Origin of the sequence: Ureibacillus thermosphaericus, from assembly GCF_002370195.2 — a bacterium.
GTDB classification, from domain to species: domain Bacteria; phylum Bacillota; class Bacilli; order Bacillales_A; family Planococcaceae; genus Ureibacillus; species Ureibacillus thermosphaericus.
On the sequence record NZ_AP018335.1, the window covers coordinates 1,285,934 to 1,311,424 of the forward strand.

General features: G+C 35.5%; 16 protein-coding genes. 13 read left to right on the top strand and 3 right to left on the bottom strand.

What is annotated here, in order from left to right:
• Positions 1 to 115: 115 nt before the first annotated feature.
• Both UtA1_RS06200 and UtA1_RS06205 read right to left on the bottom strand, forming a co-directional pair.
• A complete protein-coding gene (locus UtA1_RS06200; protein WP_096550394.1) occupies positions 116 to 400 on the bottom strand; it encodes an amphi-Trp domain-containing protein in 285 nt (94 codons plus the stop codon).
• A 118-nt stretch (positions 401 to 518) separates the two neighbouring features.
• Positions 519 to 992: a hypothetical protein gene (locus UtA1_RS06205; RefSeq protein WP_096550395.1), complete on the bottom strand. Its 474-nt coding sequence runs from the start codon at positions 990 to 992 to the stop codon at positions 519 to 521.
• Between the two features lie 418 nt (positions 993 to 1,410).
• On the opposite strand from UtA1_RS06205, the gene UtA1_RS06210 reads away from it, so the two are divergent.
• From UtA1_RS06210 to UtA1_RS06260, 11 genes are all read left to right on the top strand, one after another.
• The gene (locus UtA1_RS06210; protein WP_016839601.1) at positions 1,411 to 1,857 is read left to right on the top strand and encodes an Hsp20/alpha crystallin family protein; all 447 of its coding nucleotides are present in this window, start codon (positions 1,411 to 1,413) and stop codon (positions 1,855 to 1,857) included.
• Positions 1,858 to 2,366: 509 nt separating this feature from the next.
• Positions 2,367 to 3,665 (top strand): S-layer homology domain-containing protein, encoded by a 1,299-nt coding sequence (locus UtA1_RS06215; protein ID WP_096550396.1) that lies wholly within the window; start codon positions 2,367 to 2,369, stop codon positions 3,663 to 3,665.
• Between the two features lie 279 nt (positions 3,666 to 3,944).
• Positions 3,945 to 4,604: an S-layer homology domain-containing protein gene (locus UtA1_RS06220; protein WP_096550397.1), complete on the top strand. Its 660-nt coding sequence runs from the start codon at positions 3,945 to 3,947 to the stop codon at positions 4,602 to 4,604.
• Positions 4,605 to 4,861: 257 nt separating this feature from the next.
• Positions 4,862 to 5,962 (top strand): CAP and S-layer homology domain-containing protein, encoded by a 1,101-nt coding sequence (locus tag UtA1_RS06225; RefSeq protein ID WP_096550398.1) that lies wholly within the window; start codon positions 4,862 to 4,864, stop codon positions 5,960 to 5,962.
• 242 nt (positions 5,963 to 6,204) lie between these two features.
• Positions 6,205 to 7,155 carry a C40 family peptidase gene (locus tag UtA1_RS06230; RefSeq protein ID WP_096550399.1) on the top strand — a complete coding sequence of 317 codons (951 nt, stop codon included), beginning with the start codon at positions 6,205 to 6,207 and terminating at the stop codon, positions 7,153 to 7,155.
• A 221-nt stretch (positions 7,156 to 7,376) separates the two neighbouring features.
• Positions 7,377 to 9,341: an N-acetylmuramoyl-L-alanine amidase gene (locus UtA1_RS06235; RefSeq protein ID WP_408647326.1), complete on the top strand. Its 1,965-nt coding sequence runs from the start codon at positions 7,377 to 7,379 to the stop codon at positions 9,339 to 9,341.
• 396 nt (positions 9,342 to 9,737) lie between these two features.
• Positions 9,738 to 10,610 carry a C40 family peptidase gene (locus tag UtA1_RS06240; RefSeq protein WP_096552431.1) on the top strand — a complete coding sequence of 291 codons (873 nt, stop codon included), beginning with the start codon at positions 9,738 to 9,740 and terminating at the stop codon, positions 10,608 to 10,610.
• Between the two features lie 295 nt (positions 10,611 to 10,905).
• The gene (locus UtA1_RS06245; protein WP_096550400.1) at positions 10,906 to 12,363 is read left to right on the top strand and encodes an N-acetylmuramoyl-L-alanine amidase; all 1,458 of its coding nucleotides are present in this window, start codon (positions 10,906 to 10,908) and stop codon (positions 12,361 to 12,363) included.
• 182 nt (positions 12,364 to 12,545) lie between these two features.
• Positions 12,546 to 13,970: an MBOAT family O-acyltransferase gene (locus UtA1_RS06250; RefSeq protein WP_096550401.1), complete on the top strand. Its 1,425-nt coding sequence runs from the start codon at positions 12,546 to 12,548 to the stop codon at positions 13,968 to 13,970.
• A 48-nt stretch (positions 13,971 to 14,018) separates the two neighbouring features.
• Complete coding sequence (locus UtA1_RS06255) at positions 14,019 to 15,197, top strand: DHHW family protein (RefSeq protein WP_172597839.1); 1,179 nt, start codon at positions 14,019 to 14,021, stop codon at positions 15,195 to 15,197.
• A gap of 390 nt (positions 15,198 to 15,587) precedes the next feature.
• Entirely contained in the window at positions 15,588 to 16,874 is a 1,287-nt protein-coding gene (locus UtA1_RS06260) for an oligosaccharide repeat unit polymerase (protein WP_096550403.1), read from the top strand.
• A 2,640-nt stretch (positions 16,875 to 19,514) separates the two neighbouring features.
• On the opposite strand, the gene UtA1_RS06265 is transcribed toward UtA1_RS06260, so the two are convergent.
• Positions 19,515 to 21,428, bottom strand: a complete 1,914-nt coding sequence (locus UtA1_RS06265; RefSeq protein WP_096550404.1) for an S-layer homology domain-containing protein — start codon at positions 21,426 to 21,428, stop codon at positions 19,515 to 19,517.
• A gap of 238 nt (positions 21,429 to 21,666) precedes the next feature.
• On the opposite strand from UtA1_RS06265, the gene UtA1_RS06270 reads away from it, so the two are divergent.
• Both UtA1_RS06270 and UtA1_RS06275 read left to right on the top strand, forming a co-directional pair.
• On the top strand, positions 21,667 to 22,791 hold the full coding sequence (locus UtA1_RS06270; RefSeq protein ID WP_096550405.1) for an IS4 family transposase: 1,125 nt from the start codon (positions 21,667 to 21,669) through the stop codon (positions 22,789 to 22,791).
• Between the two features lie 249 nt (positions 22,792 to 23,040).
• The gene (locus tag UtA1_RS06275) at positions 23,041 to 25,317 is read left to right on the top strand and encodes an S-layer homology domain-containing protein (RefSeq protein WP_172597840.1); all 2,277 of its coding nucleotides are present in this window, start codon (positions 23,041 to 23,043) and stop codon (positions 25,315 to 25,317) included.
• The last annotated feature ends 174 nt before the right edge of the window (positions 25,318 to 25,491 follow it).

Consider the following 25,491-nt stretch of genomic DNA (forward strand, 5'->3'; position numbering starts at 1 on the left):
ATTATTTTAATGCGACGCTAGTGTAATATGATATATAATTTGAAACATTTATTTTAAACCTCTACCAAACACTGAGAAAATTGAAACCGTTTTCAAAAAAAGTTTGCCAATACAATCATTCAATGGTCATTTTATTCTCAACCTTGGAATTTGGAGACCATTCGAATTCAATTTCAAATTCGTGTTTGTCTCCTTTTACCGTGTACTTATAATCCACTTTCAATTGATTACTTGGAGCCACTTCGATTTGTTTTGTTCCTTGCACAAAAGTGAATTTTCCTTCTTGTTTCAACTTTTGTGCAATTTTCTCAAGCATTGTCGCAAAATCTTGGACATTTTGAACTTCCTTATGTTTGATAAGTACTTGTGTGAAAGGTTTTTCTTGATTTGTATGTTCCATTGTGATCGCCTCCTTTATCTCTTACTTCCATTGTAACACGACATTAGATGCAAAAATAATTTTCCGCATGCAAAAAAGCTAGAAAGTACTCGCTGTGAATACTTTCTAGCTCATTTTTTTATTCAGCAACAAATTCTTGTTTCATTTTGATTAAACCATATACGTAGAAGAAAATGCTAAATGTCACGATAGTAAGAATCACAAATAATAGCGCTTTCCCTGATTCTCCTGTCCAACGATAAAATAAACGGTAACTGTAATAAATAAAGATTACCATCATCGCTAACGAAGCTAACCAACCGATAAATGGAATAAATGACACTACAAATAACACAGCATATATAATCATCCATGTTAATGCATCTTTTTTCACTTCTTCCGGAGTCGTTTTCTTTGATCCAAAAGCAAAGAGTAAATATGCATTGACTAAAGGAATCCACGCTAAAAATGCAAGATCTTCAGGACCATTTGTTTTGGCTGTATAAAAGTAAATAAGTGCAGTAATTACATAGCAAATCACAGCGAGAATTAATAGTACAAAGAATCCCCCAATAAGACCAACAATATAGCTCTCATCAAAATTCGGAGACATCCTACACCTCCTTTCCAAAGATAGGAATCTTTCTTAGGAAAATCAATGTATTATATGTATCCATTTGAATGAAATAACCCAACTTCTCAAGAAAATGAATCAATCTGCTTAAAAAGCTTACTTCACAAATTACTTTTTTCTTAAATATTATTTCTTTAAAAAGTAAAAAGTCTAAACTTTAAAACGCAGAAATAAAATTCCTCATAAAAAATAAAGCACATTCCGTTTCTTTGAGAATAAAATATTACAGAAATGCGGAGAATTTTTGATGAAACCGTAATAAATGTATGTCAAAAGTATGATAAAAATATGATAAATTCTCTTCAATTTACAAAATGCTCAAATGAAAATGCAAAAAAAGGATAAAATAAAGATGTAACAAGTACTTGTACAAAATTATAAATAGGGAGGAATTGAGATGTTCGATTTAAGACCGTTCAGAAGAAGAAATGATGATTTATTTGAACGTTTCAAAAGTGCCTTTGATGATATGTTTAATCAAGATTTCCTACCTGCATTCGGCAATGACTTCAAATCACTCCGCACAGATATTACAGAAACGAAAGATGCCTACATTGTACAAGCTGACTTACCTGGTTTTTCAAAAGATGACATTCAAATTGATATAGAAAATAACTATTTAACAATTCGTGCAAAACGAGATGATCGCTTAGAAGAACGAGATGAAAAAGATCGTATTATCCGTAAAGAACGTCATTTCGGTGAATTTTACCGTTCATTCTATGTAAACGATATTGATCAAGACAGAATCGAAGCAGAATTAGAAAATGGGGTATTAAAAATTACACTGCCAAAAATTTCACCGGATGATGAGAGTCCTTCAAGACGTATACAAATTAAATAAAAATGAATGGGGCTATGACGTATTGTCATAGCTCTTTTTCTTACTTTTTGTCTTAAATGAAATTACAATTTCTTGTTATTTTCGATAAATATTTTTCATGAAATTCAACTTATTCATTGTTCTTTTTTTCTATAAGTGATAGACTAAAATTGTATATAGGATTATTTCCTCTATAGCAATAAATTACTTTTCCCGCTAGGAAATACCAGGTTGGTAGCCCAAAAGAAAAAGCACAAACTAAGAAAGTTTGTGCTTTTTCTTTTTTTCTTCAAAAAAGGAAATGTATCAAAAAAATAACAAAATGTTCTTAGCTCTATTGAATAAAAATAATATTCGAGCTAGATAAAAAAATGATATTTTATGGATATTTATACTAATATTTAGCAACTAAATATTACCTTTGACGAAAATAAATAATATTAATATACTAGATTTTGTTGATAGAAATCAGCATCGTTTTACAAAGAAAAATGATAAAAAAATGATATTTTCTTGGAGGGTAGTAGTTGATGAATTATAAAAAATTTTTCGCATCGGCAGCTACGGCGACATTAGTAGCTTCTGCAATCGTTCCAGCTGTATCAGCGGCAACTTTTACTGATGTAGAAGATAATACTCATAAAGAAGCAATCGATGCTTTAACAGAAATGGGAATCATCAAAGGTTACCCAGATGGTACATACAAACCGTATAAAACGTTGAAACGCAGCGATGTTGTAAAATTGTTGGGTCGCTGGCTTGAAGAACAAGGCAAAGAAATACCAGAAGATTGGGATACAGTACAACGCTTCAAGGATTTGCCAGTGGACTTTGCAGACGAAGAGTTAGTAAAATACGCAGCTTTAGTAAAAGATCATGGCGTATTTCTTGGTTCAGATAACAAATTAATGCACATGAACAATATGGACCGTTCGCAAATGGCTTTAACTTTAAATCGTGCATATGAAGCAATGTTTGGTGTATCATTAATCGAATTAGCTGAAGAGATTGATGATGTAACAGTAGTTGACATGGATGAAGTTTATAACGATAACAATAGAAGAGAAGCAGTACAAGCGTTGCGTGACTTAGGAATTTCCGTTGTTGAAAAATTCAGACCGAACGAAACGGTAACACGCGGACAATTCGCTTCATTCCTATATCGCACAATTCAAGTTTCTGAACAAGATGAATTAAAAGTTGTCTCTGCGACTGCCACTACAGCTTCAACGATTGAAGTAATATTTAATGAACCAATTAATAATACACAAGAAAATCTACAACAAGTAAAAGTGATTGCAAAAGAAGATGCAACAACACCTGATTCATTAACATTTACATTAAGTGAAGATGGAAAAACGTTAACAATCACAAATCAAACGTTGTTCAATGGTGAATATGAAATTGTAATCGAACCGAAAAAAGTAAAAGGTACAAAAGAAAACCAATTCGTTTCTGAATTTAAGAAAACTGTAAAATTTGAAGAAATCACAAATGAAGCGCCTACAGTAATTTCAGCTAAGTTTAATAAAACAACAAAAGAACTTGAAATTACTTATTCTGAAGAAATCAAATTATTAAATGGCGAAAATGCAAAAAATGACTTTGAAGTGCTCATCAATGGCAAGTCATTAACTACTCCATTAGAAATTGATGCCAACAAAGGTGAAGGAGAAAAAGCTGCTAAAGTCATCATCAAATTGGAAGATTTCACTATCGAAGCAGATGATACAATCTCAATCCAACTTTTAAATACAACAGATATAAAAGATTTAAAAGATAAAACAATCGAAGCAACAGAAGCGATTCCTGTTGAGATTGTGGAATAACAATCCCTTTGAACTCTTAAGAGAAACTCTACTAACTTTTGCTATTAAGTATTAGTTCAAAGGCTACCAACCAACAACTAATACTTAAACTTCATAGATGGACATAGCAGGGAAAGTCCAAATAGAGGGGCCGAATGGAGACAAATGGTTTTCTGTTCGGTCCATTGTGTTATCGAAAAAATACTCCCTATATTCCTTCTGTCAATAGTTATTATAGAAACCTACCATAATTTGGGTTACAATGGTTGAAGAGAGTAGGATAGGGGGGAAAATATCCACATGAAACTATGGAAATTTTGGATATCCGTTGTCATCTTTGGTATCGTAGCTGCAATTTACATTCCAACTTCAGCCAATGCAGCGGAGAATCCTTTTATTGATGTATCTGTTAAAGATGCCCATTATGAATCGATTGTAATCCTTATTAACGAAGGTATCGTTGAAGGAACGAGCGCGACAACATATGAACCTTATAAACAAGCAACAAGACAAGAAGCGGCTTTATTTATTGCCAAGGCATTACATTTAGATACAGTGAACGTGGCAGATCCTGGATTTATTGATGTACCTAAAGCAAGCAAATACTATGGTGCTATTGCTGCGCTGAGCCAAAAAGGAATCATACAAGGCTATCAAGATGGCACATTTCGTCCATCTAATACGTTAAAACGTTCGCAAATTGCAAAAATGGTGACATTAGGTTTTGGCTTGCAAGTATCGAATAAAACAACGACACCATTTAAAGATGTCAATGTCATCAATGATCTAGAAACGAGACAATATATTCAAACGTTGATTGATTATAAAATTACAACAGGCACAACTCCTGAAACATTTCGTCCTTTTTCTCCACTAACTCGAGGGCAATTGGCAACTTTTATTAAAAGAGCTCTTGAAGCAACGGATGGGCTAGGATTCCAAGTTATTAGCGTTGAATAATATTTCAAAGTAAAGCATTATCTTGGGACTTTTGCTCGAGATAATGCTTTTTAAACGATTACCTAACTTTATTGAAGATATTAATAGAAAATTTATCTGATACCTTTGATGTTGAGATCGTAATACTTTTTTATCAAAACATATTTCTCTATTAACAAATCATGAACTTTTTGAAAATAAAAGGTAATTTTTATAAAAATAGAGAATACATAAAAAAAGGTAGTTATTTTAGTTTTATTGAAGTGGAGAGAGAATATATGAAACGTAACACAATCATAATAACCGCCGCTATCATATTATTTTTAAATGGGGGTTTTTTACATAATAGAGTTCATGCAATGGGTGGAGAAGAGAGTGTTAATTCAACAGAAATGCAAACTCCCTTTCAAGATATAAGCAGTTCTTTTTGGGCTGCAACACCAATTTTGACACTAAAGGAAAAAGGATACATGGATGGTTATCAAGATGGCACCTTTAAACCGAATCAGTATGCAACTCGAGCGGAAGCGGCTAGTGTTATAGCGAGATCGTTAGAAATTCCCCTCGAAACGGATTTTGAATTAAACGCAAAAGATTTATCACCCAGCCATCAATATTATCAAGAAATCTGCAAGCTCGCAGAACTAGGGATTGTTCAAAATAGTGAGCATTTTCGTCCGGAAAAACCGCTAAGAAGAGCACAAATCGCTAAAATGTTGGCTCTTAGTTATGGTGTTCAAGTGGACCATGTGAATAAAACTTCATTTAAAGATTACAAAAAGGATTACTGGGCTAGAGATTATATAGAATCGCTAGCAGATGTAGGAATCATCGAAGGTACAACACCTACTACTTTTTCACCTAATCAGTATGTAACAAGAGCACAGTTGGCAGTTCTCGTTTATAGAGGCATTGAATTTCAAAATAAAATAAAATCTTATCAGTTAGCTTATGACTATTTGTCGAAACACTATATTTCTACGGTCAATAGTGCAGTGAATTGGACAAATGAAGTGATTGATTTAGTAAATGAAGAACGTAAAAAAGTTGGAGTCCCTCCTTTGAAACAAGATTTAGCACTCACTCAATTGGCGATTATTAAGGCACAGGATATGATACAGAGAAAATATTTTGATCATTTCTCTCCTTATTACGGGCATCCTTGGGATATGGCGACACTCTTTGACTATGAATTTACGAGATTTGGTGAAAATATTGCACGTAATTTTGATCAACCAAAAGATGTTGTTAATGCATGGATGGCGTCTGAGAAACATAGGGAAAATATTTTAAAAGAAAATTATACGAATATAGGTGTCGGAATCAAGCAGGATTCCCAAGGAAACTACTATTGGGTTCAATTGTTTTCTAGTAAATAACTGTAATAAACTAGTATCTTTTATTACAGGAATATTACAAAAACTATACGAACAATTTCATAAATTTTCTATTAGAAGTGTCGAATTTCCTTTAAAGGTAAGGATTTCGGCACTTTCTTTTATGTGCCAAAAAAGTTACACAATTGAAAAATTACTAGAGACCATTCTATGATAGTCTATTAACTGTGAGGTTTTAGAGTAACGGATTTAGCAATGTTCGATTTGAAAGGGGCCAAGTGTTCGTGAAAAAGAAATGGTTATTGCCAATTTTCGCATCATTCATGCTTGTATCAGGTTTCGGTGCAAACAGCACAGCACAAGCAGCAACAGTGGATGAATTAACAAATACAGCGAAGCAGTACATAGGAGCGCCATATAAATATGGTGGGACGAATATTAAAACAGGGATCGATTGTTCAGGATATACAAGATATGTATTTTCCCAATTAGGCATTTCATTAAAGCGCACTTCCAAAGAACAATACACACAAGGCACAGCTGTCTCCAAAAGCGATTTACAACCTGGAGATTTGGTATTTTTCAATACTTCAGGCAAAGGAGTTTCCCACGTCGGAATTTATTTGGGGGATAACAAGTTCATTTCCGCTACTACATCTGGCGGAGTGGAAATCGATAGTCTAAACGATCCGTACTACTGGGGCTCCCGTTATGTTGGTGCAAGACGTGTTGCGGAATTTACAACTGAAGATGTGGAAAAAATTCAAGCTGAACAAGCAAAAGTGGAAGTAAAAGAAGCTGCAATCGATTTTAGCATTGTTGTATCCCGCGGTGAAGCTGCAATCCGACTTGCTGAAGCATTAAACTTAGATACAACTGATCAAAATTCACCATTTATTGATGTGAAACCAGAATCTAAATATGCTGGTGCAACAACGGCCTTAAATAAATTAAATATCTTTACTGGAGATTCAAATGGAAAATTTAACCCAGGTTCACCAATCACTCGTGGCCAACTGGCAAAAGCATTAGTGATTGCGTACGGTTTAGAATTAAAAGGTGAACCAACAACATTTGCTGATGTTTCTAAAGAACATTGGGCATACGAATATGTAGCTATTTTAGCTTCCAATGGCATTGCGACTGGTAGAGAAGACGGAACATTTGGAGTAGACGAATACGCAACTTTCGAACACTTGGACACTTTCATTGAACGTATTAAAAATGCACAATAATCCATATTAGCTACCAACTTTTCTTGTAGGAAATTAAATAAATTTATAAGTAGAGAGGTTTAACGAACCTCTCTTTTTTTATCATTCAGCGAGAACTTCTTCATTCCAGAATCGTTAATAGATTATATAAGGATAAATTTAGGGAAACAGGTAGAAAAGACTGATGAATGAAAATAATTCTTTTGATAGAATAAAAATACTATCTTAGAAGGGCGGGAAATGTGTTGTCTTTAAAAAAAATAAGTTTATTAATAGGTTTTATACTTTGTTTATCTTTATTCAATATACATACAACTAGTGCAAAAGTTCAGTTTGTCGATGTTCCACCATCTTATGATGCCTATGAAGAAATCCAATATTTAATTAACTTAGGTGCTATTAAAGGGTATGAAACGAAAAATGGAACGTACTATAAACCACATCAACCAGTTACGAGAGGACAGGCTGCCAAAATGGTAGTGATTTCTTCCGGGTTGCAACCGTTGAAAGTAAAACAATCTTCTTTTAAAGATGTACAAACAGGGACAGAACTTTCAGGTTATGTGGAAAGAGCAGTAAAAGAAGGATATTTTTCAGCTTTTAAAAATGGAGAATTTGGTCCTTACGTTAACTTAACTCGCCAAGAAATGGCGAAAGTTTTAGCAACTGCCTTTCAATTAGATGTGGAGAAGTACGCAAACTTAACGGTACCTTTTAAAGATATCAGTCCGAAACATCCTTATTACAAATACATTTCTGCAATTTATTACAACGGTATTACGAAAGGGAGTCCTTCCGGTAAAGAACGCGTATTTATGCCGGAATCTTCCGTTACACGTGGACAATTTGCTTCCTTTATTGCCCGAGCGAAAGAGGAAAAATATCGATTAGAATTACCAGTGCAAGGCGTGCAAGTTCCGAATGAAAAAGATGCTATTGGAACAGTGGCGGCGACAGTTGATTACTTAAATGTCCGCACTTCAACCGATACATCAACAAACGCCAATCGAATTGGCCAAATCAATAAAGGAACTAAACTCCCTTTATTTGAAATTCAACCGGGTTGGTTTAAAGTGATGTATAAAGATCAATATGCCTATATTTCAAGAGATTACGCTCAAGTAGTGGATGAGGCTGGACAACCTCTCGGAAAAGTGCAGAAACATGTGATTGCAGTTGGAAAAGTGAATGTTTATAAATCTAGCAATACCAATTCAAAAGTGATAGGTTCTTTTAACGCTGACGAGCAAATACCGGTTTATAAAACAGTAGGTGAATGGTATTTAACAGAAAAAGATGGAGTTCCTGGATACGTTCGAGCTTCTGCTACGAAACAACCGGTTGTGGAGAAGCCTGTTGATCCGCCTGTAAAAGATCCAGTAGAAACGCCGCCTGTGAAAAATCCTGTAGATAAAGACCCAGTTGTTGAAACACCTACTTATACGACTAACACAATTGGTCGTGTTACAACGAATGCATTAAATATTCGAGAGAAAGCAGATGCTGCTTCTAATTCTCTTGGAACATTAAATAATGGAGATGTAGTGGCTGTTCATTCGATTAGCGGAAACTGGGCAAATATTACGACGGCAAATGGAAAAAAAGGCTTTGTGCATAAAACATATTTGAAATTAATCAACCAGAAAGGAAGTCCCGTAAAAGACCGTGTGATTGTCATTGATGCAGGCCATGGCGGCAAAGACCCTGGTGCAACAAGCAACGGTGCGGTGGAAAAAGAAATTACATTAAAAGTAGCAACGGTTGTAAAAAATAAATTGGAAGCCGATGGTGCAAAAGTTATTATGACTAGAACGGGAGATACGTACCCGACGTTAGAAGATCGCGTGAAAATTGCGCTTAATAATTACGCGGAAGTGTTTGTGAGTATACACGTAAACTCTGCTTCAAATGAGAGTGCAAAAGGTACTGAAACGTACTATAGCGTTGCGGGTAACGTGAATATTGAAGAAGATGAAACATTGGCAAAAGCCATTAACAATCAAATTGTGAAAAATGCAGATATGAAAGATCGCGGTGTGAAAAAGCAAGATTACTATGTAATTCGCAATATGATTCTTCCTTCCGTGTTAGTAGAATTAGGATTTATTACAAATTCTGAAGACCGTGCAAAATTGACAGATCATGAATATGTCGAAATCTTTGGTGATTCAATTTATAAAGGAATTGTAGAGTATTATCAAAAATAATAATTGGGCTTACGTTAGAAATACATGAAAGCGAATTGAGAAAAACGATGTGTTTTCCAATTCGCTTTTTTATATTTCTAGACAACCGTATTATTTGGAATTCAACCCTTATTTTTAATAAAAATCCAACATTATCCTGTATTTTTTCCGGTTAGTATCAAATAAATATTACACCCATATTACAAATGATACTCATAAATAACAATTTTCTCTTTAATGATAAATTTTTCTTTTTTAATCGATTTATTTCTGCAATAACGAAATATAAAACGTTACATAAATGAAAAATCACAGGGACAGGATTTATGGTAGGCTCGAAATAGATTGCGAACAGAGGAAATTGAAGGAGGAATTGACAGTGAAAAAAAGTGGTTAATTCCAGTATTTGCATCTTTCATGATTTTTACATCTCCTTTGATTGATGCAGAAGCTGCAACATCACAAGAATTGGTTTCAACAGCTAAACAATACATAGGCGTACCGTATGCTTGGGGCGGCACTACAACAAGTGGTTTTGATTGCTCCGGATTCACGCAAAAAGTATTTGCTGATTTGGGGTACCAATTAAATCGAACATCTGCTGGACAATTTGCACAAGGGACAGCCGTTTCAAAGCAACATTTACAAATAGGAGACTTAGTATTCTTTAATACATCAGGGCAAGGTGTTTCCCATGTAGGGATTTATATAGGAAACAATCAATTTATTAACGCTTCTTCAAGTAAAGGGGTAAGCATTGCTTCATTGGATAATAGCTACTGGAAAAATCGCTATGTTGGTGCAAAACGAGTAATCGATTTTTCGAAGCAACAAGCTTCTGAAGTGAAAAATGCATCGGTTGATTTGGGCTTTTATGCCTCTCGCGGGAAAGTAGCTCTTCGATTGGCAGAAGGACTAGGGCTTGATACTTCCGATACGAACTCTCCATTTATCGATGTAAAGTCGACAGATTATGTAGCAGGAGCCGCAACAGCCCTAAATAAATTGAGAATTTTTGAAGGGAATGAGCAAGGAAAATTCAATCCGAATTCCCCAATTACTCGCGCACAAATGGCGAAGGTTCTAACAGTTGCCTTCAATTTAAAACCAATTGGAAAAAACACTGTGCAATTCCGTGATGTGGATCAAAATCATTGGGCATATGACTATATTACAATTTTAGCTCAACATGGTATTACGATTGGAAAAGGAAATGGCTTATATGGACCGAATGACTATGTGACACTTACACAGTTAGAGACTTTTATACAGCGTGCGGTTAGTAAATAATTTTTGAGTGGTTCTGCATTGCTAGAAAAGAGAAGAACTTTAATTGGTTTTGAAATTCTTCTCTTTTATTGAAGCAGTGCAGAAATTTGTTTATTAAGTATTTTTTTAAGAAATATTGTGCAATAAAGAAGAAATAGACCGCTAAAGCGAGAGAAAATTTTTATTAAAAAATACTAATAATCTATTTTTTATTCCAAAAAAATGGAGTGATTACTTTAAATTTCATCAAAAAAATGTTATCAATGGTAATAGTGGATAACATTTTGGACTAATTGGAGGGAGGAGAACAAAAGGAATGTCTTTGAAAAAAACGAGTATTCTATTTTCATTTTTAGCCATTGCAATATTTGCTATATTCAGTTCAGAGGCATATGCAAGCCAGAGATTTGCAGACGTCCCTTCAACCCATGAAGCATTTCATCAAATCAACTATTTGGAAGATAGGGGCATCATTGAAGGGTATTCAGAAAATGGGACACGAGTGTTCAAATTATATCAACATGTTACCCGTGGACAAGCTGCAAAAATGGTTGTATTAGGTGCAGGTTATAAACCATTGAAAGTAACACAATCTTCCTTTATCGACATTGATCCAAAAACAGAACCGGAATTGTCTGGATATGTTGAAAGGGCAATGAGTCTAGGTTTATTTAACGAGGTACCGGATAAACGATTTAAACCGCACACACCACTTACTCGAGGAGAAATGAGTAAAGTTGTGGCAACTGCTTTCAAATTAGATTTAGAAGAATATGCTTCTTATCCATCACCATTCTGCGATATTACTTCGGATCATCCGTATTTTAAATATATTAATGCCCTATACTACAATGGTATTTCTCAAGGAAGTAAAGGAAAATTTAACCCAGATAGTTATTTAACAAGAATGCAATTTTCTTTATTTGTTGCGCGGGCAATGGACAAGCAATTCCGTTTAACCGTAAAACCTGTCAACGCTCAAAATCCATGCCAACATCAAACAGCTCCAGAAAAAACAGATACGATTGGTCGGGCAACAGTAAATAATTTAAATGTTAGAAGTGAAGCGAATGATCGTTCCGAGATAATTGGAAAATTGAATCGTGGAGATGAAATATATGTCATTTCGATTGATGGTTGGTGGGCGAAAGTAAACTACCAAGGTTCTATTGGATATGTACATAAAACCTATTTAAAATTGTTAAGCCAAAGCGGTTCTAAAGTAAAAAATCGCATTATTGTCCTTGACCCAGGCCATGGAGGAAAAGATCCGGGTACAGTAAAAGGGAAATACGCAGAAAAACGCATAGCCTTAGCTGTTGCCAATGTTGTGAAGCGGAAGTTAGAAAATGATGGTGCAATTGTTTATATGACGCGCGAAGGAGATACATATCCTACATTGCAAGATCGAGTAGATTTTGCTCATAAACACTATGCCGAAATGTTCGTCAGCATTCATGTAAATTCAGCGTCAAGTTCCAGCGCTAAAGGAACGGAAACTTATTATAGTATTTCAGCGAATGATAACGAATTAGAAGATCGCGCTCTTGCAACCAATATTAATAACGAAATTGTAAAGCAAGCGAATATGCAAAATCGAGGAGTAAAACGAGCAGACTATTATGTAATTCGACATTCCGTTTTTCCTTCTGTATTAGTAGAATTAGGTTTTATCACAAATAATGAGGACCTTTCAAAACTTGTAAATAGCAATTATCAAGAAGTATTTGGAAACGCTATTTATCAAGGAATCGTTCATTATTATAGTAATTAAAGATCAGCAGGAATTTTCTTGCTGATTTTTTCTTTAAACACCAACCTATATAATTAAAGATAGCACTGATGAAGACTTTAGTTTACAATGAACAAAGTAGAGATTTTTGACATAAGTCAATAGGTTATGACGAATTTCAACGAAAAAACTAAACACTATTTTATAAGTATTGGGGTAATACCATGGTTTTCAGTAGTTTAGTGTTTTTATATTTATTTTTACCTTTGATAATCATTGCATATTTCATATTCCCAAAAAGTTTTCGCAACATATTGTTATTGATTGCGAGCTTGATTTTCTATGCGTGGGGCGAACCTAGGTACGTCTTTTTAATGCTCATCTCCATACTGGTGAATTATGTGATGGGGATTGTCATTGATAAGACGCCACCTTCAGCTAAGAAGAAGCGTTTGTTGATTCTGACGCTCGTTATTAATATTGCGATTTTAGGTTATTACAAATATGCGGGCTTTTTTGTTGGGATATGGGAAGATTTATTCCATGTAGACATTGCATTTGAGGAAGTTCCTCTTCCGATTGGAATCTCTTTCTACACGTTCCAAGCGATGAGCTACATTATTGACGTATACAGACAAGAAGTAAAAGCTCAGCGAAATTTAATTGATTTATCTCTATTTATTTCTTTATTCCCTCAGCTTGTAGCGGGTCCAATTGTACGTTATCAAACGATTGCTGATCAAATTAAGCACAGAATTATACAAAATGAAGATGTCATGATTGGTACCCGCAGGTTTATTCAAGGGTTAGCGAAAAAGGTGTTAATCGCCAATCCAATGGGCGCTGTTGCAGACCAATGTTTCGCACTCTCAGGTGACAGCTTAACGACAGGGACAGCTTGGATTGGAATCATTGCTTATACGCTACAAATTTATTTTGATTTCTCTGGATACAGCGATATGGCGATCGGGTTAGCTCGCATTTTTGGATTTAAGTTTTTGGAAAACTTCAATTATCCATATATTAGTCAAACGATAACAGAATTTTGGCGCAGATGGCATATTTCGTTAAGCCATTGGTTTAGAGATTATGTCTACTTCCCGTTAGGTGGAAGCCGCGTCGATGCCCAGTGGAAAGTGTATCGAAATTTATTAGTCGTATGGACATTAACAGGATTTTGGCACGGTGCCAGCTGGACATTCATGGCTTGGGGATTTTATTACGGAGTATTAATTTGCTTAGAAAAGTGGTTTTTATTGAAATGGTTAGACAAAATTCCAAGAGTGTTCCGCCATGTATATGTGCTACTGATCGTAATGGTCGGTTGGGTATTTTTCCGTGCAGATGATTTTGCTTATTCTTTTGAGTACATTCAAACAATGTTCTTTTTAAATGATGTTCCTTTGTATGATTATCAAACATTGTTGTTTTTGAATGATTATACGATTTATTTTGTACTTGGAATCATCTTCTCAATGCCGATTTATCAATGGTATTTAAAATGGAGTGAACAAAAGGCCGAGGAAAACAGCGGTTTTTATATTTCACTACGACTCGTACAGACAGTGTATTATTTAATCATCGTTGCGATTGTTACAATGTTTTTAGTGAATTCAACACATAATCCGTTCATTTATTTCAGATTCTAATCGTTGCTTGTAAGCTTGTTTATTAATGCATAGATGCTAGGTGATAAGATGAAAAAATTAGAATTGCTGTTGCCCATTAGTTTCTTCATCGTTATATTTGGCGTGTTTGTCTGGCATGCCTTCATTCCGGATCAAAAAGTATCTGAAATGGAAAACCGCAATTTGACGGTGCTAAATAAACAGCCAACAATGGAACAAATCTTTTCAGGCGAATATTCGAAACATCTTGAGGAGTATTTTACAGATCAGTTTCCAAAGCGAGACGAATGGCTAAAAAATTATATTTTATTACAAAAATTTACTGGGAAAGTCTATTTTAATGATAAATATTATGTGGAAGAAGATGGTTGGATTGCTGCTAAACCAGTAGTGGAAATGGAAGATGAATCGATTAGAAATTTTGTCAATGAATTAACGGACATTTCCAATGAATTGACAGCAGCGGGCATACCTTTTACTTATTATTCCTTTCCTGCAAAAGCCACATATATTTTGAAAGCTCCTGACTATATGCCAGAAGATGTTGGACAAGTAAGAAATCAAAAAGTTCATGAATTATTGAAGGAACAAAATGTAGATGAAGTTCGTTTAATAGATTACATAGACAATACTATTTCGTTCGAAGAAATGTATTTTAAAACAGATCATCATTGGACGATGAGAGGAGCATATGCAGCTTATGAAGCATTGATTCGAACGTTAAACGAAAGAATAGATGGGTCTTTATCCCCAATGCCATATGATGAAAACAATAATGTATGTCTGAAAAATGAATTTTTAGGTTCTTGGAATAAAATTTTGGCGATGACGGTAGAGCATGATGATCAAATTTGTTACAATGAGCCAATTGATTTTTCAGAGATATTAACGATTTATGAGAGAACGACTACGAGAGAATTTCAAGTGGATGTAGAGCAAATTTATGGAGTGGCAAAGGGGTTTGACGAATTAAGGCCAGTCAACTATAGCGAGGGATATAGTCGCGACTTTTTAGAATTGAATATTTTTAATGAAAAATCCCAAGTGGACAAGCATCTTGTAGTGATTAAAGATTCTTATTTTAATCCAATTCAATTTCATGTGGCTTCTCATTTCCGTCAGTTGACGGTGATTGATTTACGCTATTTTGATAAGCCGCTAATTGAATATTTGTTGGAAATTCAACCAGATTACGTAGTTTTAGCGTATAATGACCGAAATATGAATGTTTATCTAAAAAATGAATAAATTTTGCATCGTTTGCTTTTCATAATTGTTTCAAGCTCAGCCATACTGAAATTAGAAAGTTAGAAGAGAAAATGTTGTGGCAGACAGGAATTATTATTTAAACATAATACTTCCTATTTGCCATAATTTATTCCTACCCATTAGTTACCAAGCGCATCTATCGAAAATACATTTGCGAATCGATTTCATCTAATGTAAAATGCATGAATGTAGATGAGGGACTAGTGAGCTATCTGAAATTTGTTAATGCATTGAAATCTACTTATTTTTTGATAGAAATGAATCAAGCACTTTATTGTGCTATAATAGCCTTTGATTTGTCGAAAAAAATACATAATGAAGAGAGGGAAATGAAGAGCATCCAATTGCATTCGATGTTCGCAATGGTTTATGAAAGATAGGATAGAAGCAACCGTAAAGAATATAAATAAAATAGATACTTTTTCGCCATATTTCTTTTTACCTTTTATTTTAATGGCTTATTTTGTCATTAGTTTATTTGACTTCTGGCGATTTGATTTATTTAATGTTAGAAAATCGATTTGGCCGGCAGTCATTTTGTCCGTTCTTTGTTATTACATAGGTGTATATATTGCTGACCGAAAAAATTGGACATTGCCAACGTTCGGGCTGTCTAAGTTAAGTAAATTTATTGTTCATTTTATTGTCTTCTTAACTGCAATCGGTTTAGTGGCGTACGTGTTGATGATTGCTCAAGGGATGATCGGGCTTTCTGATGAATCTGTACGTCGAAATTTAGACCCGAAATTAAATTTCTTCAGCCATTTGTTATGGTACGGGGTATTGTTGCTCCTTTCTTATAAAATGATTAAAGAAAAAAACATGACAATGAAAAAAGCATTCGTTTATGCTGGGTTATATGGTGTAGTGATGTTCCTATTTTTATTAATGGGATATAGAACACCATTAGCGTTAATGTTATTTACAGGCATTATCGTATTCCATTATGTGGTGAAGCGAGTTAAGCTCACTTGGTTCCTTACGTTTCTTACAGTCGTTGCAATTTCATTTGCTTTATTTGGATTTTTCCGAGTTGTAATGGAAGACACATCAAAAGAATTCAATACGCGGGAACAACCAGATCGCGAGCATTTAGAGGAAGATGAATTAGAGAAGTTATTAACTGCTGAAGACAGAGTAAATGCGACACCAAAATGGATTTTAGCTTTAAATGGTGAAATGGTTACAGGTCATATTGTGTTAAGTAAAATTATTGAGTATACCGAAGAAGAAGGGTATCTCGGTGGAGAAATCCATAAAGGCATTTTTAGTACAGTATTACCAGGAGAACAAATTTCCCCTCGTATGCAAGTTACAGAAGTAGTGAACTCGCTAAGTGTTGAGGAAGGGAAGTATATTACTCGTCCTGGTAGAACGACAACACCAACATTCATTGGACAATTGTATTTAGATGGAGGCTATATACTTGTAATTATTGGCTTCTTGCTTTATGGTGCACTTGTATCAATGCTTTATAATAAGGTGAAACAAGCAGGCGTAAAAAGCTTCCACACAATTGCATACGCTTTTGTATTAACTTTATTTACCGTAACCATTCATACAGGGTTACTAGATTTAATTTTCATCTTAATGCTAGGCTTCGTAATCCTTGCTTCAGCAATTAGCAAGACTGATAAGGATCGGGTAATGTTATAGCTTTAGGCAGTTTATGGACGAATAGATTTATACACGTGTTTTGAGTGTATTGACACCTTTTGAATGAAGCGATTCATTCAAAGGGTGTTTTTTAATTGCACGGATTGTTGGTTGGATAAGCTGACAAGATAAAGGTAGGGATTATATGCAGCATGAGGAGCTATCCGCACGAGTAACGTGATAATTTGCAAAAGTAGGGAGTTAATGCGAACGAGTTAGGAGATTATCTGCACAAGTAGGGAGTTTATTCGAACGAGTTAGGAGATTATCTGCACAAGTAGGGAGCTTATTCGAACTAGTAGGGGATTATCTGCACAAGTAGGGAGTTTATTCGAACGAGTTAGGAGATTATCTGCACAAGTAGGGAGTTTATTCGAACGAGTTAGGAGATTATCTGCACAAGTAGGGAGTTTATTCGAACGAGTTAGGAGATTATCTGCACAAGTAGGGAGTTTATTCGAACGAGTTAGGAGATTATCTGCACAAGTAGGGAGTTTATTCGAACGAGTTAGGAGATTATCTGCACAAGTAGGGAGTTTATTCGAACGAGTAGGGGATTATCTGCACAAGTAAGGAGTTTATTCGAACGAGTTAGGAGATTATCTGCACAAGTAGGGAGTTTATTCGAACGAGTAGGGGATTAATCTACACATGAGAAGGGGGATCTGCCCGAGCAGGGGATATATCTACATAAGGAAGACGTTTATCCACTCGAGTTAGATGTAAATAAAAGGATTAAGATGTTTTTCTATTCCAGCAAATGAGCTAACCACACGATTGAACGAATTCCGAATAGATATATGGAGTGGATCTAAATAAGAAAAAATTGTAAGTAAAAACCGAGAAATCACTTTAGTAAAGATAAGATAATAGTCAAATTCAAAGGGATAATAGTCAATCTAGGTAAAATAATAGCCAAAGCCAAAAATTTGCTCCAGCAGAGATGAGATAATAGTCAAAATCAAAGGGATAATAGTCAACTCGGCCGAGATAATAGTCAATCTAGGGAAAATAATAGCCAAAGCCAAAAATTCGCTCCAGCAGAGATGAGATAATAGTCAAAATCAAAGGGATAATAGCCAACTCGGCCGAGATAATAGTCAATCTAGGGAAAATAATAGCCAAAGCCGAAAATTCGCTCCAGCAGAGATGAGATAATAGTCAAATCCAATAAGATAATAGTCAACTCGGCCGAGATAATAGTCAATCTAGGGAAAATAATAGCCAAAGCCAAAAATTTGCTCCAGCAAAAAAAGGATAATAGTCAAAATCAAAGAGATAATAGTCAACTCGGCCGAGATAATAGTCAATCTAGAGAAAATAATAGCCAAAGCCGAAAATTTGCTCCAGCAGAGATGAGATAATAGTCAAATCCAATAAGATAATAGTCAACTCGGCCGAGATAATAGTCAATCTAGGGAAAATAATAGCCAAAGCCAAAAATTTGCTCCAGCAAAAAAAGGATAATAGTCAAAATCAAAGAGATAATAGTCAACTCGGCCGAGATAATAGTCAATCTAGGGAAAATAATAGCCAAAGCCAAAAATTCGCTCCAGCAAATAAAGGATAATAGTCAAAATCAAAGAGATAATAGTCAACTCGGCCGAGATAATAGTCAATCTAGGGAAAATAATAGCCAAAGCCGAAAATTCGCTCCAGCAGAGATGAGATAATAGTCAAAATCAAAGGGATAATAGCCAACTCGGCCGAGATAATAGTCAATCTAGGGAAAATAATAGCCAAAGCCAAAAATTTGCTCCAGCAGAGATGAGATAATAGTCAAATTCAAAGAGATAATAGCCAACTCGGCCGAGATAATAGTCAATCTAGGGAAAATAATAGCCAAAGCCAAAAATTTGCTCCAGCAGAGATGAGATAATAGTCAAAATCAAAGGGATAATAGCCAACTCGGCCGAGATAATAGTCAATCTAGGGAAAATAATAGCCAAAGCCGAAAATTCGCTCCAGCAGAGATGAGATAATAGTCAAAACCCAAGCGATAATAGTCAACTCGGCCGAGATAATAGTCAATCTAGGTAAAATAATAGCCAAAGCCAAAAATTTGCTCCAGCAGAAATGAAATAATAGTCAAAATCAAAGGGATAATAGCCAACTCGACCGAAATAATAGTCAATCTAGGTAAAATAATAGCCAAAGCCAAAAATTCGCTCCAGCAGAGATGAGATAATAGTCAAATTCAAAGGGATAATAGCCAACTCGGCCGAGATAATAGTCAATCTAGGTAAAATAATAGCCAAAGCCAAAAATTTGCTCCAGCAGAGATGAGATAATAGTCAAAATCAAAGGGATAATAGCCAACTCGGCCGAGATAATAGTCAATTTAGGTAAAATAATAGCCAAAGCCGAAAATTTGCTCCAGCAGAGATGAGATAATAGTCAAATTCAAAGGGATAATAGCCAACTCGGCCGAGATAATAGTCAATTTAGGTAAAATAATAGCCAAAGCCGAAAATTTGCTCCAGCAGAGATGAGATAATAGTCAAATTCAAAGAGATAATAGCCAACTCGGCCGAGATAATAGTCAATCTAGGTAAAATAATAGCCAAAGATAAAAAAGTGAAATCGACTCGTTTATGTCGATTTCACTTTTTTAATTTCGAAGCAATCCTATCCTTACTTCTATTTAACAGTATCCAAGATGATAACGTATTGTGAGCTTACGTAGGCGACTTTATGGTCACGGCTGTCTGGAATGATTTCATACCAACCGTTTGCTGCAAGATTTGTGCTTGTAACAATGACTGGAATATTTGTCCGGCTGTATCGATAAATTGGCGTGTTGTTATTTAATGTAGCTACAGAACGAACATTTAGTCCTTCAATATTGGTTAATCCGATTGTATATGCGTTATTTGCATCTTTAAATCCTAAATATTTATCTGCACGGTAGTAGTGGCCAGCTGCTTTGGCACCCCAATAAGGATCGGATGCGTATTTCACATTAAATCCGATTCGTTTTGTTCCGAATACAGGACCGTGAGCGAATGGTGCATTTGCAGGAATGTAGTTTTTCCACCAGAATTTTTCCATCAGTTCACGAATGCTTGCTTCAGGAGAATCGAATTTCACCTTTAATGGATCAGTGTCATACACATACAAACCGAATAAGTTGTTGTATTGCTGCGCGTAATCACTCATCCCCATGTCGCTTTCGTGCATTGCAAGGGCAAGTATCATCATCGCATTAATCCCGTAGTCTTCTTCAATGGCTTTCAACTGTTTACCTAATCCTATCAATTTACTTTTCTTAGAAGCATCAACATAACGGCCGCCAGCTTTTTCTCGCTCTGCTAATGCGTATTGAATGTACTTGTCGATTTCTTCAGTTGAATACTGTGTTTTTGAGTGAACAGGTAGGAATTGGTAATAATTGTAATATGTAAACTTTTCCCCACCATTGTAGAAATTAATGCCGTCCCAGCTGTAGTATTTTACCCCAGGTTTCATTTGGCTTGGTGCTTTTCCATAAATATAGCTTGCTTTATCGTTTCCTGTTTTGTGATCTACTAGGACGTGTTTCATTTCTCCGCCAACGTTTAAGTAATAGTGGCGACCTTTTGATAAGGAGAAAGGAATTAATGATACAGTGTTTGCATCCACATATCCAACTTGTCCTGCTAAATTCACTTTCACACGGTTGCCTTCAGATTGAAGATATTGCATTTCTGTTTCTGAAGCTACGCTAATCTTATCTTTTACCGTTTCAGAGTCTAAAACCGTGTAAGATTTTGCAACGACGAAACCAGAACCCGGCTTCATGTAGATGATGTTGTTATTTTTTGTAATAACATGAGTGTCTTTTGAAACGTTTTTCAATACAGTGTCATAATCAAAAGAAGTAATTTTTGTAGAAACGAGTTGTCCACCCTGAATATCTTTTAATTCATATGGTCCAAAGTTTATCGCTTCTTGATTACCAGCTACCTCCATCATCCGAATGATGAACGTTGCAGCTTGTGATACCGGCGTATTTTTTAATGGATAAAAATACACGCCATCAGGCATTGTGGAACCTTGAATAATTCCCTTTTCTGCACCTGTTGCAACCGCAGAATAATATTCTTTATAAATTTGATGTTTATCTTTAAATTGCAAATCTTTCGCCGTGCTCGTAGGAATCTTTAAATGTTTCATTGCTCGCTCAATCATGACAGCCATATGTTGGCGAGTAATCGGATCATTCGGTTTGAATGTGCCGTCTTCATATCCGGTAATAATCCCTGATGCTGCGGCATTTTGAATATCTTGATAATAGGGACTATTTGTTGGTACGTCCTTAAAATCAATATTTTCTTCCGCTTTTGGTAAGCCGATTACTCTGGAGATAAACGCTGCGAATTGGCCGCGTGTTACAGTAGCGTTTGGATTGTAATTGCCATTCGCATCAGGCGTTAAAGCCCCTTTCATAATTAAATATCGTAATCCCCGTTCATGATAGTTGCCTGTTACATCGTCTGCAGCCTGTACTTTGCCAGTTGAACAGAGCGAAAAAACTAACAAAATACTAAAAGCCATTAATAGAAATTTCTTCATGTAGTACCTTCTCCTTTCTCTACCTCCCATACTAACAAATTTCTATTAAGTTATTAATAGGATAAATGGTCAATTATATGAATTTTATAATAATAATAGTGAACACTAGCGTCGCATTAAAATAATTTAACACCTTCAAATAAACCGAATTTTCTGAAATATAATCCAAACACAAAAAAAGCCTTTATAATGGTTGGGTGGTAGTAAACCATCCAAATCCAATACAAAGGACAAAACTATGGATAAGTTTACACGAAAAACATCATTTGAACAATGGTTTTCACCGATTAATCGTCCATTATTTGACGACCTAGTGAAAACACATCAATTAAATCACTATACCAAGAAGCTTTATATGGCTTCATTTATGAAACTGCTTTTGTATGCCCAACTCCATGAAACCGAGAGTTTACGGGCGTTGAGTGACGCTGTCTTTTTAGAAGAATTACAACGAGCAACGGGATTGGAATCGATTAGTTTTTCACAGTTAGGGAGACGAATCAATACCATCCCAACTGAGTTCTTTCAAACGATTTTTCTCGATTTAGTGGCACAAATTCATCGGAAAACCAATTTCCAAACAAGAAGAAAAGTGACAACGCCTTTGAAAATCATTGATTCGAGTACATTACCGCTTAATTTGACCAATCATCAGTGGGCAGAGTTTCGAAAAACAAAATCAGGAGTAAAGCTTCACTTACGACTTGTTTTTATGGAAAAAGGACTCTCCTATCCAGATAAAGCCGTACTCACGAATGCCAACGAACATGATCGTGGTCAACTAGAAGTATTCGTGGATGACAAAGAATGCATGTACGTGTTTGATCGTGGTTACTTGGATTATGGTCGCTTTGATCAAATGACGGAAGATGGCTATTTCTTTGTGACCCGTTTGCGTAAAAACGCTGTTGTCCGAGTGTTAGAATCCTTTTCGTTACCAGAAGATTCACCCGTATTCTCTGATGAAATGGTTGTCATTGGAACACCACAAAATCGTTCTGAAAACGTGTTTCGCTTACTCAAATTGCATGATACAAAAGGAAATGAGCTTCATTTACTGACAAATCGGTTTGACATTGACGCAGATGAAATTGCAGAAATCTACCAATCACGTTGGGCAATCGAACTTTTTTTCAAATGGATGAAACAACATCTGAACATTAAAAAGTTTTTTGGTCACAGTGAACAAGCTGTACATAATCAAGTGTACGTAGCCATGATAGTGTACTGTCTGAATGTTTTAGCTCAGTTGAACACGAATAGCGAACGCAGTTACTTACAAATTAGTCGCTATTTGAAGGCTTCTTTGTGGAAATCCGCTCACATTTGGTTACGAAAAATCGAAGGAAACGGCGTCCCATAAAGGTTTGCCAGTCGTTGTTGCACAAGTCATAGGTTATAGTAAAAAAATGGATGTTTACTACCCTCGCTTAGGTGTTTTCGTTTTTTCTCTAAAGTCCAGAAAAAATAAAACTGAAAATTCAGACATCATTTATGCGACGGTAGTGAATAGTGAAAAAAGTATTATTTTATTTTTCTAGTATTTTTCCTTTTATATTTATAGATTAATATGTTTTAATGGAAAAGAAATGAAAGTATGGGGGGAAGGAAGGTGAGGGCTCTTTTTGAGCAAAATCAAATGAAGAAAATTATTTCAATATTATTTGCTTTTGTGCTTTTGTTTGGGACTGTGGCACCTGCTCAAGCGAATCAATCAGTCAATGAGCAATATCCAGTGTCTTCTGGAGTGGTGTATAGTCAATATACATATAAAACATCAAAAACAAATGTAATCAATCATCTATCAATTAATTTAAATGATTCATTTACGAAAGTAGATATTGGCTTACCTAGTGCTTACAATAAGCGAGAAACGGTAACGGCAATAGCAAATCGAGACTCTAAAGATGGTAATAGAGTAGTAGGAGCTATTAATGCTGCATTTTTCAATATGAGCGATGGGGTTCCATTGTTTTTAATTGCAAAAAATAATCGCATTATTAACGGTGGGGCGATCTCTGAAGGTGCGGATCAATATTTGAACGTTCCAACAGCTTTCGGTATCGATAAAAACGGACAAGGCATTATCGATTATTTCGATTTTCAAATTACGATGACGACAAATGGCCAATCGTATCAACTGACTGGCATGGACCGTGTTCGGAATGGCAATGAGGTCATCGTTTATACACCGAACTATTACAAAGGCTATACAGATAATAATCAATATGGATTCGACATTATTGTTGAAGGAGATACACCAATCGGAGAAATATATTTCGGAGATACGATTTCTGGGGTAGTGAAAGAAATCGCTCCTTATGGGGAATCAAAACATCCTATTCCGAAAAATGGTTTCATTCTATCTGTCCAAGGCGGCTCACCTTTAAGTAAAACGTTGTCTAGTTTACAAATTGGTCAACAAATTGATGTGAACTTTTCCATCGACTCAAAATGGCAAGATGCACAATTTATTGTTGCGACAGGGCCTTTTTTAGTGCGCGATGGTAAACCGTATATTATGATGAGCACTGCTTCTAGCCGAGCAAGAGAAGTAGCGCCTAGAACAGTTGTAGCAGTGAGTAAAGATAAGAAAACCGTTCATTTCATTACTGTAGATGGAAGACAGTCCCACAGTAAAGGGATGAATATGAAAGAACTTGCAGATTATCTAGTTTCTTTAGGAGTAGATACGGCCATTAACCTTGATGGTGGCGGTTCAACAACAATGGCAATGCGTAAATATGGAAGCAATGATGTAGTTGTCGTGAATAAACCATCAGGTGGGTCCCAACGTGCAGTACATGCGATTTTAGAAGCAATTAGCACTGCACCGCTTGGAGAGGCGAAAATAATGAAATTTACTCGTACAAATGTCGGTACGATGTTGGAAGGAACAAATTCCACTGTCAGCGTACAATATGTACTGGACGAGTACTATAATCCGCTGCCAATTACTCCTGATTCTATTAGTCTAGCATCACAAAATGGAACTTTAACGATTAGTGGTACGACATTTACAACAACAAAAGCAGGACAAGATCGTATTTACATTATGTATAATGGAAAAGTCGTACAATCTTTCCCAGTGACAATTGTTGATGCACCAAGTCAAATGACAATTAAAGGAGCACAAGAAGTAGTCGTTGGTGCAACGCAGAATTATTCAGTTGAAGCAAAAGATGCGGAAGGTAAAAATTTAATTTATAATGCAAATCAAGTGAAATGGTCGGTAGAAGGAAATATCGGAACCATTACTTCTACAGGACAATTTAAAGCAACGACTGCAGGTAGCGGTAAAATTATTGCAACGTTAGGTTCAAAGACTGTTTCAATTCCTGTAAAAGTAAAAGAGAAAGTCATCTTTAAAGATGTCCCTACAAATCACCCTTATTTCAATGAAATTAGTTATAGCGTAAAAAACAATATCGTCACAGGGTACAGTGATGGCACATTTAGACCGACAGAAAATATTTCCCGGGAGCATGCAGCTGTCATTTTAACGAGAGTTCTGAAATTAGATACGACAAATGTTCAAAATCCGAACTTCAAAGACGTTCCAACGAATTATCCTTATTACAAAGAAATTGCAGCGGCAGCAAACTACGGATTAGTGAGCGGCAAAAACGATGGCACTTTTGATCCTAAAGGTAAGCTGACGCGTGCACAAATGGCGAAAATTTTAGCGATTGCCTTTGAATTGCATGGTTCAGAAAGTAAATCAACAAAATTTAAAGATGTTCCAACAAATCATTGGGCATATCCTTATATCGATGCATTAGCTTATAGCAAAGTCACAACGGGATACGAAGATGGAACATTTAAACCAAATGAAAATATCAATCGTCAGCATTTTGTTCTATTCGTATATCGTGCTATACATCGTTAATTGAAGTTAGTAGAATGGTAGCTCTGTACTTTGTCATTTAACGTTGAATAGCCCACCTTATCTATAAAGGGGCATATCCCTTTGAATAGAAAAATCATAGAATGGGAAATCTAGGTTCATCATAAAAAAACTCTCCCCTACTTTGATGTGGAGGAGAGTTTTTATATGATATAA